Source organism: Actinosynnema sp. CS-041913 (assembly GCF_050942485.1).
Taxonomy (GTDB): Bacteria; Actinomycetota; Actinomycetes; order Mycobacteriales; family Pseudonocardiaceae; genus Actinosynnema.
This window is the reverse complement of the sequence record NZ_CP192037.1, coordinates 8,103,488-8,116,911: the sequence shown is the minus strand read 5'-3', so window position 1 is coordinate 8,116,911 and position 13,424 is coordinate 8,103,488. Positions and strand designations below refer to the sequence as shown.

Sequence of the window (13,424 nt, the reverse complement as noted above, 5' to 3'; positions counted from 1 at the left end):
AAGAGCGGGCAGGCCGGGGGCCTGCCCTTGTCGTCGCGCCGCCCCTCCCGGAATCCCCTCCACAATGGTCACCGAAAAGCAAAGAAAGGAATAAGTAGGAAGCACCCGAAGGGGTTGCTCCGAATGGTTGCACCACAGTGGAATGCTCGATACGATCGAATAGCAGGAAACGCCGGGAACGTCAAGCCCGGCACCATCGAACCGTATCGAGAAAGCCGAAACCCATGGCCGAGAATTCCAGCTTTTCTGATTGTCTGGTGAACATCGTCAACGCCGTCCAGGGTGGCGACATCACGACCGCGAAGCGCTACGCCGGCCACCTGCTGGCCGAGCTCGATCCGCACACGTTCGGCATCGTCGCCGACTGCGTGAACACCATCGAGCGCTACCCCGACCGCGCCGACGTCCACCTACGCGCCCGGTGGAAGTCCGCCACCAGCGACACCGACCGGTCGCTCATCGCCACGTTCGGCGAAGCCTTCGTCCAACGCGCCCCCCGCCGCACCCCTGACCCTCACCTCGGGCGCACCGGCGAGACCGCACCACGCGACCTGCGCACCGAGATCAGGCCCGACGCCCGCCGTGTCCTCACGCCCCAACGCCGCGCCCGGCTACGCGAACAGGACCGACAGGACACCGTCGTGGCCGACTACGCCGACCGCGCCGGAGTCGACGACCAACCCCCACCGGACACCGTCTACGCCGGTGGCCTGGACTACGACCGCGCCGCCGTCCCCGCACTGCGCGGAACCCCGTGCGTGCGCTGCTGGCTGGAACGTGTCCCCGCCGACCACCGCGCCATCAGCGACGACGGTTTGTGCGGCGAATGCCGCGACAAGGGCCGCCCCGGCATCCCCGCACTCCCCGAGGGCCACACCCGCGCGGACGCCGTCGAAGCCCGATGCGCGTTCATCACCGCCACCTACACCAACGCCCGAGGCCTGCTGGCCCGCTGGTGGAAGGCCTACGCCACCCCCGCCGACCGCGCCGTGATCACCGACTGGGTGCACCGCAACCCCTTCCCACAACCACCCGCCGCCACCGCGCCACCGGCCAAGCCTGACCACCGGCCCGAGGAAGCGACGAAGTGCGCCCAATGCGGAGACCCGCGCGACACCACCGCCGAACTGTGCGCCGACTGCCGCGAAGTCGAACAGATGGTGACCACCACCTGACCACGCCCCGCCCCCGGCGGCGCGCCGTCTCGGCCGCCGCCGGGCGCGCGGCGCGCGCAGCCTCGGCGGCCGGCGCATCGAGCGCCGCCCACCTCGGCGAGAGCTGCCGCCCTCGCGCACCCGCCCGGCCGTGGCCGGCCGGACATCGAGCCGCGCCCGCTCGTTCCTCACGGACACCGCACTCTTTCTCATCGCCGCACCGGCAACCAGGGCCCCCGCCCGCCATCGGCGACCACCGGCACCACGTCACCGATCCGGTGCGGACCATCAGGTCACCTTTGGTTGCCCATCCGGTTCGTGCGGCGCGTCCAGGCGAGCCAACGCTTTCAACGCGCGCACCCGACCCACGTCGACCCCGAGCAACGCCGCCACCCCGTCGACCGATTCCCCGAGCCCCAGCAGCTCCGCCACACACGCCGCACACGCACGCTCGTGCCGCGCCCGGAACTCCTCGTGCTCGTAGAACGCATCAGCCCACCGCCGAACCCGCTTCTCATGCTCCCGCAACACCTCACGCCGCCGCGCCTGCGCCAGCCGCGCCCGCCGCCGCGCCTCAACCCTCGCCGACGTACCACTCATAACCCCACGCTAAGCGCCACGTTGACACAACCCCCTTCCCAGGCCACAGATTCACGGGCCAACCCATCCGCCAACCCGTACCCACCCACTTATGATCTTGAGGCCCAGGAAGGCACAAGAAACAAGAGACACCTCTGGCACTACGCAGTGCGCGGCCCGCCCACCGACCCGTGAATCCACCGCCAGAACAACGACTTCCCTCACCCCGGCCGCCTAGCGTCCGGGCATGGCGGGAAGCACGCCGTGATGGCGCTCAAGGTCCTCCACGCCGGTGACGGCTACCAGTACCTGATGCGGCAGGTCGTCACCGGCGACGCACCGCGCCAAGGCCGTGACCCGCTGACCGCCTACTACCACGCCGAAGGAAACCCACCCGGCGAATGGATCGGCTCCGGCACCACCGCACTCGGCGTCAGCGGCCACGTCCGCGAAGACCAGATGCAGGCCCTCTACGGAGAACGCCTCCACCCCGAAGCCAACCGCCTCATCGCCGCCGCGATCGCCGAAGGCAAAAGCTTCACCGAAGCCCTCACCGGTGTCCGACTCGGACGCAAACTCGCCCAGTACGACAACGACATCCCGCTGCTCGACGAACTCCGCGCCGCCTACGACCGGTTCGAACAGCAACACCACCGCCGCCCCGGCATCCAGGAACGCCGCCGCATCAAGGAACACACCGCAGCCGCCCTGCTGACCTTGAAAGACCCCGACCGCACCTGGTCGGACACCGAGATCCGCACCTACATCACCAACGAACTCGGCAAGGCCCGCCAACCCGTCTCCGGCTTCGACCTCGTGTTCAGCCAACCCACCAAGACCGGCGACATCCTGTGGGCCCTGGGCGACCACCGCGTCCGCACCGCCCTCGAACACGCCCACCACGAGGCAGTCCACACCGCGATCGCCTACCTCGAACAGGAAGCCGCGTTCAGCCGCACCGGCAAAGCCGGCATCGCCCACGTCGACACCACCGGCCTGATCGCCACCGCCTTCACCCACCGCGAATCCCGCGCCGGAGACCCCAACCTGCACACCCACGTCGCAGTCGCCAACACCGCCCTGGGCACCGACGGCCGATGGCGCACCCTGGACTCCCGCCAACTGCACACCGTCGCGGTCTCCGCCTCCGAGGTTTACAACGCGGCCTGGGAACGCGGAGTCAGCCGACGCCTGGACGTCCATTGGGAACTCGCCCGACGCGGCCCCGGCAAACGCCCGGTGCGCGAGATCGCCGGACTACCCGACGAGTGGATCGTCGGCTTCGCCCAACGCCGCACCCAGGTCGAGAACATCTACGACACGCTGATCGCCCGGTACGTCAGGCAGTACGGCGTCACCCCACCCCGCACCGTCCAACTCAAGCTGGCGCAGCAAGCCGCCGTGACCGACCGCCCCAGCAAGGACGGCCTCAAAAGCCTGGGCCAACAACTCGCCGACTGGGCCGACCGGGCCCAGCGGATGCGACCGGACCTCGACATCGCCGCAGTCGTCCACGCCGCCACCCACGCCGCCCCGACACGACTGTCCGCCGCCGATCTCGACCTCGCCGCGGTGTCGGCACGGGTCATCGACCAGGTCTCCGAGCACCGGGCCACCTGGACCGTCTACCACGTCCGCAGCGAAGTGGAACGACAACTGCGCGGCGTGCGGACCGTGTCCGAGCAGCAGCACCAGATCCTCGCCGACACCATCACCCGACACGCACTCCGACACGATTCCGTCCGGCTGGACCAGGAAGCCGAACCGCACCCGGTGATGCTGCAGCGCGCCACCGGCGAGCCGGTATTCCGATGCCGCGGCTTCACCCGCTACACCAGCCAGGACATCCTCGACGCCGAACACCGACTCGTCCACGCCACCCGCATCCGGCACGGCCCCGTCGTCACCGAGCAGACCCTCGATAACGTCCTACGCCGTCTACGACGCACCATCCCGAAGAAGAAGCGCACCATCCTCAACCCGGGTCAACGCGACCTGGTCCGCTCGTTTGTGTCCTCCGGACGTGCGCTCGCCGTGGCCATCGGACCACCCGGAGCGGGGAAGAGCACCGCGATGAAAGCCGTCGCCGCAGCCTGGAAAACCACCGGCGGACGCGTCATCGGCCTCGCCCCCTCCGCCGCCGCAGCGAGCGTCCTCGGCGACGTGCTCGGCATCGGCGCCGACACCCTCCACAGCCTCGTCCACGCCTACGACACCCACCACGCGATCGACGTCCGACGCGGCGACATGCTGCTGGTCGACGAGGCCGGCATGGCCGGAACCCGCATGCTCGACCGCATCCGCGCACTCGCCGCCGAACGCGGCGCCGTTGTCCGCCTGGTCGGCGACTACCGCCAACTCGCCGCCGTCGAAGCAGGCGGCGCACTACGCCTCATCCACACCGAAGCAGGCGGCACCGAACTCACCGAACTCCACCGCTTCACCGACCCCGACGAAGCCCGAGCCATACTCCAGGTCCGCGTCGGAGACCTCCGCGCCACCCGCTGGTACGCCACCCACCACAGACTCCACGGCGGCCCCCAAGCAGCCGTCCTCGACCAGCTCTACCGAGCATGGCGCACCGACCGCGAGAACGGCCACACCAGCATCATGTCCGCCGACCGGGCAGACATCGCCGCCGAACTCTCCGCCCGCGCCCAAACCGAACTCCGCACCACCGGCCAGGTCGAACACACCGGCGTACTCCTCCGCGACGGCAACCACGCCGGCCGAGGCGACACCATCGTCACCCGCCTCAACAAACGCACCATGCGCCCCCGCCTGAACGAACACGTCAAAAACGGCGACCTCTGGACCGTCCTACACCGCAACCCCGACGGCAGCCTCACCGCCCGCCACCTCAAACACCGAGGCAAAATCACCCTCCCCGCCACCTACGTCACCCACTTCGTCGAACTCGGCTACGCCGCCACCATCCACCGCACCCAAGGCATGACCGTCGACATCGGCCGAGCCGCCCTCTCACCCCACGCCACCCGAGAACTCGCCACCGTCGCCGTCTCACGCGGAACCCACGAAAACCACCTCTACCTCGACACCACCGAAACCCTCAACCTCGACGAACCCCACACCCTCCCCGGCGACCTCTTCCACAAACACCGCAACACCCAAGCCGCCGCAAACGCCCTCGCCGCCATCCTCCGCCACGAAGGCACCGAGAAAACCGCCACCGAAGAACTCCGCGACGCCTTCGAACTTCCACACAGGCTCGACCACCAAATCCCCGAATACGAACACGCACTCCGCCTCCACCGCGGCGAAGAATACGGCGAACACGCCGAACAATGGGTCCGCGACGCCGCCCCACACCTCGCCGACACCATCCTCACCGACGACGCCTGGCCCGCCCTACTCGACGCACTCCAAGAAACCCACGACCTCGGCCACGACCCCGTCACAATCCTCACCAACAGCATCAACGAACGCGAACTCGACACCGCCCACAGCATCACCAAAGTCCTCCACCACCGCATCACCCAACACCTCGACACCCTCGACCCACTCCCACACGACCAGATCGGTGCCGACCTGGATGGACGTAGACCGGACGGATTCCCGCACTGGATCCCCAGCCCACCCCCACCAGGCGAACAAGAACCCGACGCCGCCCACGCCGAACTACACGACTGGCTCCACCACAAAGCCCACTCCATCGCCAACCGCATACACCTACTCGCGCAACGCGCCGCCCACACACAACCCCCATGGACCACACACCTCGGACCGCCACCCGACAACCCCACCGAACACGAAACCTGGCTACACAAGCTCGGACAGATCGCCGCCTACCGCGAACGCTGGCAAATCCCCGACACCGAGACCACACCCCTCGGCCCACAAGGACGCGGCACCCAACGACGCACCCACCACTGGCTCCAAAACCACCTGGGACTGAAAAAACCCACCGAAGTCAACCCCACATCAGCCACAGCCACCGAAACACAACCTCGAACACCTCGAAACGGACAAGCAGACCTACGGAAAAACCCATCCCTCTCCCGTCAAGGCATCGAGCCCAACCTCAACTCCGTCAACCAACTAGACAACAACACCCAACCCGCCACCGCAGTCCGCGCACGGCTTGTCGACCTTCTGTCCCGGGCTGCAGGACTGAATCGACAACGCCAAGACGCTTCACTGCCGGAACATCGCCCTCACGACTACCAGAGAGTCGCACGACGAAACGACGACCCAAACCAAGGGCCCCGCATGCGACACTGATCTAATAGACTTTCTACCGATGTGAAATTGATCGAAGCGGCGACTCGCATACAAACGGGCCTCGGTGGCAACCCACGCCAGGACCGACCCTATGTCAGGGACGGCAAACCCATAGCCGACCGAAAGCGCAGCCAACGTCGGATTATTTCCCTCGCGCCGGGGACGACCGGACGGCTCACTAACGGTTATCGCGTTGGGCCGTGCCACCCCGCTCGCGCGGGGACGACGACCCGAAGGCCATCGGTGAACGGCTCGCTCTAGGACCACCCCCGCTCGCGCGGGGGACGACCCGGGCTGTGCCCGCCTGCGGTTCGGGGGAAGGGACTACCCCCGCTCGCGCGGGGACGACGCGTTCGGCGTGGCCAGCCTCGCCCTGGCCGCAAGACTACCCCCGCTCGCGCGGGGACGACCTCGCGGACGCTCCCGATCTGGGCCTGTTCCTGGCACCACCCCCGCTCGCGCAGGGACGACCAAGGCCGGGCCGGGCCCACGGGCCTCGGGACCACCCCCGCTCGCGCGGGGACGACGTGCCAGCGGACGAGGCGCTTGCGGAGTTCCGGGGACCACCCCCGCTCGCGCGGGGACGACGGGCGGGTATCGCCCACCTTCCACACGCGGGGGGGACCACCCCCGCTCGTGCGGGGACGACATGCCGTGGCGCGGCCCGCAAGAGCGCGGCGAGGGACCACCCCCGCTCGCGCGGGGACGACGACTCCGCCACGCGCCTCCACGCGGAATCGACCGGACCACCCCCGCTCGCGCGGGGACGACGGTGAACCGGTGGGTGGCCATGCGCACGGGCGAGGGACCACCCCCGCTCGCGCGGGGACGACCACGGGCACCGGGCCGTCGAGAGCAGTGCCTGGGGACCACCCCCGCTCGCGCGGGGACGACCCGATCGCCACCACCACGTCGTAGACGAACCCGGGACCACCCCCGCTCGCGCGGGGACGACACCTCCGCACGCGCGAACGACTACCTGACCGACGGACCACCCCCGCTCGCGCGGGGACGACCTCGCGGCGGATGGCCTGGGACAGCTCGGCGGCGGACCACCCCCGCTCGCGCGGGGACGACTTGGCGACATCCGCGTAACCGTGGATACAGCAGGGACCACCCCCGCTCGCGCGGGGACGACAAATCGGCGGCGGGCCGACGACCGTCGTCGCCCGGACCACCCCCGCTCGCGCGGGGACGACCCCACCAGGCGGTCCGTGATGGTCACCACGGCGGGACCACCCCCGCTCGCGCGGGGACGACGAGTTCGCCGAAGCCGTCGCGTTCGCCGAGGACGGACCACCCCCGCTCGCGCGGGGACGACGACAGCGACCTCGACGTGTCCGCGACGACCCTGGGACCACCCCCGCTCGCGCGGGGACGACTCCTCGCGGAGCCACAACACGAACTGGCGGCCGGGACCACCCCCGCTCGCGCGGGGACGACCGCATCTGGTCGAGCAGGTCTGTCCACAGGTCGGGACCACCCCCGCTCGCGCGGGGACGACGGGGGCCTCTTCGTCGGCCATCGGAATCACGACGGACCACCCCCGCTCGCGCGGGGACGACCCGCTCCCCGCCGCCAACACGCCGTGGAGGCCGGGACCACCCCCGCTCGCGCGGGGACGACAACCTGCCGGCCGCGCCGGCGTTGCTGGTGGAGGGACCACCCCCGCTCGCGCGGGGACGACGGCGGCGTGCCGTACACGGTGGTGTGGAAGGGCGGACCACCCCCGCTCGCGCGGGGACGACGAGCTGCGCGAGTGGCGCTCCGGCAAGCGCACCGGGACCACCCCCGCTCGCGCGGGGACGACCTGGACGGACAGCCGGCGGACGAGATCACGACGGGACCACCCCCGCTCGCGCGGGGACGACCCGGCCCGAGTGGACGGTGCTGCTCGACGGGGCGGGACCACCCCCGCTCGCGCGGGGACGACACTTGTTGACCAGGCGTTTCCCAGTCGTCGGGGTGGTATTTGATTCGGCTTTGTCGAGTCTCGGATGTGCCGGTTCCGGTGGTGTCGGGTTGCTCGGAAGGCGCAGGGGTGTGGTGGTCAGCGTTTGCCGTAGCGGCGTCGGCGGCCGGCGTTGCTCCAGCCTTTTGCGGGTGTTGCGGAGGCTGTGTCGTCGCTTGGGTCGTGGTTGGGGCGGAGCATGAGTTGGATGCCTTCGAAGTCGACGGGTTTCCAGTTGTGGTCGTGGACTGTGAAGTCGAGGCCTTGTTCGTTGTCGGCGCGGTGGACCATGATCGCTCGGCCGGTGCGGACCATTTCGATGACGCGGAGCCAGACGAGTTTTCGGACGCGGGCGTTGATGGTGCCGACGAAGACGCCGGGGGAGATTTCCAGGAGCCAGCGGGTGAGGTGGCCGCGGAGGCCGACGGGGCAGGCGGCGACGACGAGGACGGTCACTAGTGCACCCTCTTCCATGCAGGCGCCTGGATGGCGTTTGTGGTAGGAACCAGGCGGAAGTCGGGGTGACGGCCCATGTCGGTCGCCCTTCGAGGGCCTCTGTGACACTGCCGCCCCCGGCTTCCCCGGAACCGTTGATCGATGACAGAGGGACGCGCCGCAGAGCGCCGGTTAGTGACCACTCGACTGTCGGTTCCCTCGCCTCCGCCTGGTGACCGCCTCGCGCTGCGAGCAGGAAGGCGACCGGGGTGTCGCTGCAGAACGAGCCGTTGTTCTTCGTCGGGATCGACTGGGCCACGGCCGAGCACGCCGTGTGCGTCCTGGACCGGGCAGGCAGGCGGGTGACGGCGTTCACGGTCGGCCACACCGCCGCCGGGTTCGGGTCGTTGGCGGACAGGCTGGGCCGGCTCGCCGAGCCCGAACATGTCGCGGTGGCCATCGAGCGCCCGGACGGCCGCCTGGTCGACGCGCTGCTGACCGCCGGGCACCCGGTGATGCCGGTCAAACCCAACGCGATCAAGACCTGGCGCGAGTCCGAGGTGCTCTCCGGGGCCAAGTCCGACCGCGGTGACGCCGCCGTGATCGCGGACTACCTGCGCGTTCGTCACCACCGACTGCGACCCGCGACCCCCTACACCGGCGCGACCAAGGCGCTGCGGGCGGTGGTGCGCACCCGCACCGACCTGGTCCACGCCCGCGTCGCCGCGACCAACCAGCTCGCCGCCCTGCTGGATGCCCACTGGCCCGGCGCCGGAAAAATCTTCGCGCGTCTCACCTCGGGCATCGCCCTGGCGTTCCTGACCGAGTACCCCACCGCCGCCTCCGCCGCCGGACTGACCGAGAAACGCTTGGCCGCGTTCCTGCGGCGGCAGCACTACTCCGGGAAGAAACCGGCCGCCGACCTGCTCACCCGTCTGCGTCAAGCCCCGGCCGGGGTCACCGACCCGGCACTGTCCGAGGGCGTCCGTGACGCCGTGCTCGCCCAGGTCGGCGTCCTGACCGCACTCAACACCGCGATCAAGGCGTTGGACCGCTCGATCGGCGAGAAGATGGACACCCACCCCGACGGGGCCGTCTTCCGGTCCCTGCCCCGTGCCGGGACCGTCAACGCCGCCCAGGTCCTGGCCGAGTGGGGCGACGCCCGCGCCGCCTACACCCATCCCGACGCCGTCGCGGCGCTGGCCGGCATCACCCCCGTGACCAAGGAGTCCGGCAGGCAACGCGGCGTGTCCTTCCGTTGGGCCTGCAACAAACGCCTGCGCCAGGCCCTGACCACGTTCGCCGACAACAGCCGCCGTGCCAGCCCCTGGGCCGCCGACATCTACACCCGGGCCCGCGCCTCCGGGAAGGACCATGCCCACGCGATCCGCATCCTGGCCCGCGCCTGGACCCGCGTCATCTGGCGCTGCTGGCAGAACAACACGCCCTACGACCCTGAACTCCACGGCGGAGCCCGTCAGAACGCCACTGCCACACCTGCCGCGGCCTGATTTCGATCGTGAGGTTGACACAGGGGGTGTCACAGGTCGTCCTCGTCGTAGTTGGTGCCGCCTGCGACGGCGCGGCCGTTGTCGTCCCAGAGCATGACGACGTTGCGGGAGTCGAAGGCTTCGTCGAACGCCTCTGGGCCGTATTCGACGAGGCCGTCGTCTTCGGTGAGGAGGGTTTTGATGTCGCGTACGCAGGTTTCGAGGAAGGTGCCGTCGCGCATGCGGTCGCGGACGGCTCGGCGGGTTTCGGCGCCGATGTCGGCGACTTCGCGGGCGGCGATGTCGAAGGCGACCGGGATGCTGATCTCTGCTTTGTAGAGGTCGGCGATGTCGTAGACGAAGGACTTGACGTGTCCTGTGTGGACGAAGCCGAGTCCGGGGGCGCAGCCGAGGGCGACGATGACGGCGTGGACGACACCGTAGAGGCTGGTGTTGGCGGCGGAGAGGGCTTGGTTGATGGGGGTGCCGGCGTCGAAGTCATCGGGGTCGTAGTCCCGGCGGTCCCAGTCGATGGCGACTCGGCGGGCGTGGTCGCGGTAGAGGCGTCGGATGCGTGCGCCTTCGCGTCCGCGGAGTTGTTGCATTGTCAGGCCTGTAGTGTCTTCGCCGGGGAAGCGCATGGCGTACATCTCGCGAGCGACGCGGAGACGTGTGCGCTGATTGGACACGAGGTTGGCCTGGATCTCCAACAGTCGGGACGTCTGGGCCAGTGATCGGCCGTGGGCGTAGTAGCGGACGCCGTGTTCGCCGACCCACACGGCGGTGGAACCGCTCTCGGCGAGCAGGACCATGGCCTGTTGGCTGACATTGGTGCCGGGGCCGAGAAGCAGCGCGCCGAGGGTGGCGGCAGGGATGTGGACGGTGCCGCGTTTGTCGGTGGCGGTGATGGCGTTGTCTTCGCGGTGGACGATGCAGTGTTCCAGGTAGAGGAACGAGATGCGGTCCTGGGCGCGCAGGAGTTGGGACAGGGGGACGGGACGGGCGCCGGGGATGTCAGGCACGGCGGACCGGTGCCAGGGTGAGCAGTCCGCAGCCGTAGCCTTTGGCGGGGCCGATGCCGTTGATGAGTGCGGCGCGCAGTGCGTGTGGGTCGGTGATCTCCAGGCGGCCTTCGAAGGTGGCGGTGCTCAGGGTGACGTCGCGGCCTTCGCGCTGGAATCGAAGGTTCTCCCTGCCGCGGACCGCGACATCGGGTTCCTTGTGCTCGCCGGTGGGGACGGTGAAGCCCCACTTGTCTGTTCTGGTGAGCAGCCAGTCGGTCTGTTGCGTGACGGTGACGTGGCCGAAGCGTTGCGAGCGCGAGGACTCGGGGGTCTTGCGACGGGTGGCGACGGGGTTGGCCTTGAGTCGGAAAGCCCATTCCTGGCCGAGGTCGAGGCGGTTGAGCAGGGGCTGGTAGTCGCGGGTGTCCCAGGTGTGGGTGGTGGGCCATCCTGCTTGTTCCACCAGGTGGGTGAGGTCGGGCCGGTGGGGACTGACCAGGTAGAGCATCACCTGGTGTTCGCGGTGGTCGATGCGCCACAGGATTCGGCCCTCGCCCTCGCCGGAGGTGGTGGGAAAGGCGTTCATGACGGCGGCGTGGATCTTCTGCGGTGAGGCCAGCAAGGCGCGGGTGGCGCGGCGTGCGGTGTTGAACTGGAAGCGGGTCAGGTGCATCACAGGGTTTCCTCGACGAGCGCGGCGAACGGGTCCAGTGGGTCGACCGTCGCCGGGTGGTCGCGGTGGCTGAGGTTGGGCACCGTGACGGGGATGCGGTGGACGGTGCGCCAGCCGTATTGGCGGTGGCGGGGGTCGGAGCTGATCGGCTCGTCGCGGACGAGTTCGGCGTCGGGTTCGGTGGGGTCGCAGTCCACGACGGCTTCGAGGTCCTTCGTGGCGTTGCGGTGTTGGCGTTGCACCCAGGGGGAGGCGAGCCAGGGTTCGGTCTCCAGCCTGTCGCGGAGGGTGCCTTCGCGGATGCCGTGGAGGAGCTTTCCGGCTGGTGGGCAGGAGCGTCGGCCGAGGTAGAGCGGGAATTTCGGGTTGCGCATGGCGTGGTGGAGGGTGTCCAGCAGTTGGGGGTGGCCTTCGAGGGCGACGGCGAAGACGGCGTCGGCGAGGTAAAACCGGTAGGACAGGGGCATGGAGTTCGCGCCGTCGCGGGTGTGTGCGGTCTGGAAGTCGCGTTCCAGGCGTCCTGGCTGGTCGATGCGCACGCCGATGCGCAGGCCGAGGAGATCCTCGGTCGGGTCGACGGGCCGCTGGTCGGGTGGGGTGCGCAGCGGTGTGGTGCGGTCGAGGCCTTGAGCGGCGGCGAGCAGTCCGATGATGCCGCTGCGGCTGGGGACGCGATCGGTGTTGCGGCGAACGAAGCGGCTGCTGGTGCCCCAGGACTGCAGTGGGGCGCCCAGTCGCAGCAGCAGGGTGGTCACGCCTGCACCGCCAGCCGATCGGCGACCAGCGCGCCCACTTCGGTGACGGCCGAGTCGCGCGTGCAACGACGTGCCAGCTCGGTCAACGGCGCCACACGCTTGTCGCCGACTCCGAAGACCCAGGCCGCGACCGGCTGCTCGTCGAACGCCTCGTGCAATTCCCTGGCATGCGCGGCCAGGCGTTCGATGGCGGCGATCAGCCGGCCGCCGGGAGCGTCGTCGCCGATGGCTTCCTCGAACGCCCCGACGAGGTTGATCGACTGCGTTTCCCGCACGACCACCAGGACGGCGTCGGGGAGCGTGCGGTTGGCGAAGGTGTTCTGCTTGCCGGTGGGCATGCTGGTGACGAACGCGCGGGCGAACGCCTCGATCGCGCGGCGGGTGGCCTTCACGTCGCCCAGGTTGTCCTGGAGCCGGTCGACGTCGACGGTGGCGTAGCGGTAGAGGGTGGAGGAGTTGAACTCCACCGTGCCGATCATACCGGCTCCGGAGTCCTCTGCCTCGCTGGTGTTCTTCTGGTCGTCCACGGCGGTGAAGTAGTCGTACTCGTTGTCCACCGCGTGCACGCTCAGCGCGTGGGCGACCTGGGCGGCGGCGTCGACGTTGAGGTCGGTCGCGTCGGCGACCATCCGGCCGAACAACGCCACGTCCACCGAGTGCTCCCGGTCGGCGCGGGCCCTGGCGTCCTGCTTGTTCACCTCGGGCTTGCCGTCACCGGCCGCTCGGGCGGCCTCGACGGCCAGTTCGGCCAAGGCGGCGATCTGGCGGCGGCTGAGGAACAACAGGTAGCCGGACTCGGGCAGCGCCTCCTCCTTGCGCGGCACCTTGGTCTTGATGCCGGCCGCGTTGAGCACGATCTCTGCCAACTGCGTCGACCGCTCGGCCAGCCCGCTGTCCTGCCGGGTGATCTCCCCGGCCAGCAGCTCGACCACGCGCTTGGTCCGCACGCCCAACTCGTCGGGGTCGAGCAACTGCCCGAACGCGTCCCGCGTGGCGCGCTTCCACGACTGGCTGGACACCCGCGCCCGCCGCCGCCCGCCGTAGACGGCGGTTTTCGGGCTGCCCGTGTCGTCACGGTTGATGTTGCTCGGCGGCACGGTCTGGATGACGTGGATGTCGACGATGGTGCGAGGCATGGATG

The 13,424-nt window shown here is 69.5% G+C and carries 9 protein-coding genes and 1 CRISPR repeat array; of the genes, 3 read left to right on the top strand and 6 right to left on the bottom strand.

Annotation, left to right across the window (positions count from 1 at the left end):
- Positions 1-257 precede the first annotated feature (257 nt).
- Positions 258-1,175, top strand: a complete 918-nt coding sequence (locus tag ACQPZF_RS36485) for a hypothetical protein (protein ID WP_433264924.1) — start codon at positions 258-260, stop codon at positions 1,173-1,175.
- 267 nt (positions 1,176-1,442) lie between these two features.
- On the opposite strand, the gene ACQPZF_RS36480 is transcribed toward ACQPZF_RS36485, so the two are convergent.
- Positions 1,443-1,754, bottom strand: a complete 312-nt coding sequence (locus ACQPZF_RS36480) for a hypothetical protein (RefSeq protein ID WP_433264922.1) — start codon at positions 1,752-1,754, stop codon at positions 1,443-1,445.
- 246 nt (positions 1,755-2,000) lie between these two features.
- On the opposite strand from ACQPZF_RS36480, the gene mobF reads away from it, so the two are divergent.
- Positions 2,001-5,975 carry a MobF family relaxase gene (gene mobF / locus ACQPZF_RS36475; RefSeq protein ID WP_433264920.1) on the top strand — a complete coding sequence of 1,325 codons (3,975 nt, stop codon included), beginning with the start codon at positions 2,001-2,003 and terminating at the stop codon, positions 5,973-5,975.
- Positions 5,976-6,174: 199 nt separating this feature from the next.
- Positions 6,175-7,908: a CRISPR direct-repeat array (repeat unit 28 nt; unit sequence GGACCACCCCCGCTCGCGCGGGGACGAC).
- 117 nt (positions 7,909-8,025) lie between these two features.
- On the opposite strand, the gene cas2e is transcribed toward mobF, so the two are convergent.
- On the bottom strand, positions 8,026-8,382 hold the full coding sequence (gene cas2e, locus ACQPZF_RS36470) for a type I-E CRISPR-associated endoribonuclease Cas2e (protein WP_433264919.1): 357 nt from the start codon (positions 8,380-8,382) through the stop codon (positions 8,026-8,028).
- Between the two features lie 248 nt (positions 8,383-8,630).
- Here cas2e and ACQPZF_RS36465 point away from each other — a divergent pair, with 248 nt between their 5' ends.
- Positions 8,631-9,872: an IS110 family transposase gene (locus ACQPZF_RS36465; RefSeq protein ID WP_433263303.1), complete on the top strand. Its 1,242-nt coding sequence runs from the start codon at positions 8,631-8,633 to the stop codon at positions 9,870-9,872.
- Between the two features lie 29 nt (positions 9,873-9,901).
- On the opposite strand, the gene cas1e is transcribed toward ACQPZF_RS36465, so the two are convergent.
- From cas1e to cas7e, 4 genes are read right to left on the bottom strand one after another with little or no spacing between them, the layout of a single operon-like run.
- On the bottom strand, positions 9,902-10,873 hold the full coding sequence (gene cas1e, locus ACQPZF_RS36460) for a type I-E CRISPR-associated endonuclease Cas1e (RefSeq protein WP_433264917.1): 972 nt from the start codon (positions 10,871-10,873) through the stop codon (positions 9,902-9,904).
- A complete protein-coding gene (gene cas6e / locus ACQPZF_RS36455; protein ID WP_433264915.1) occupies positions 10,866-11,528 on the bottom strand; it encodes a type I-E CRISPR-associated protein Cas6/Cse3/CasE in 663 nt (220 codons plus the stop codon). Before cas6e ends, cas1e begins: the two co-directional genes overlap by 8 nt.
- Positions 11,528-12,283, bottom strand: a complete 756-nt coding sequence (cas5e, locus tag ACQPZF_RS36450) for a type I-E CRISPR-associated protein Cas5/CasD (RefSeq protein WP_433264913.1) — start codon at positions 12,281-12,283, stop codon at positions 11,528-11,530. Before cas5e ends, cas6e begins: the two co-directional genes overlap by 1 nt.
- Positions 12,280-13,419, bottom strand: a complete 1,140-nt coding sequence (cas7e, locus tag ACQPZF_RS36445; protein ID WP_433264911.1) for a type I-E CRISPR-associated protein Cas7/Cse4/CasC — start codon at positions 13,417-13,419, stop codon at positions 12,280-12,282. Before cas7e ends, cas5e begins: the two co-directional genes overlap by 4 nt.
- Positions 13,420-13,424 lie beyond the last annotated feature (5 nt).

Bases quoted from the DNA above. Each gene is read 5' to 3' on its own strand.
- ACQPZF_RS36480 (WP_433264922.1), bottom strand. From the start codon at position 1,754: ATGAGTGGTACGTCGGCGAGGGTTGAGGCGCGGCGGCGGGCGCGGCTG.
- mobF (WP_433264920.1), top strand. From the start codon at position 2,001: ATGGCGCTCAAGGTCCTCCACGCCGGTGACGGCTACCAGTACCTGATG.
- cas6e (WP_433264915.1), bottom strand. From the start codon at position 11,528: ATGCACCTGACCCGCTTCCAGTTCAACACCGCACGCCGCGCCACCCGC.
- cas7e (WP_433264911.1), bottom strand. From the start codon at position 13,419: ATGCCTCGCACCATCGTCGACATCCACGTCATCCAGACCGTGCCGCCG.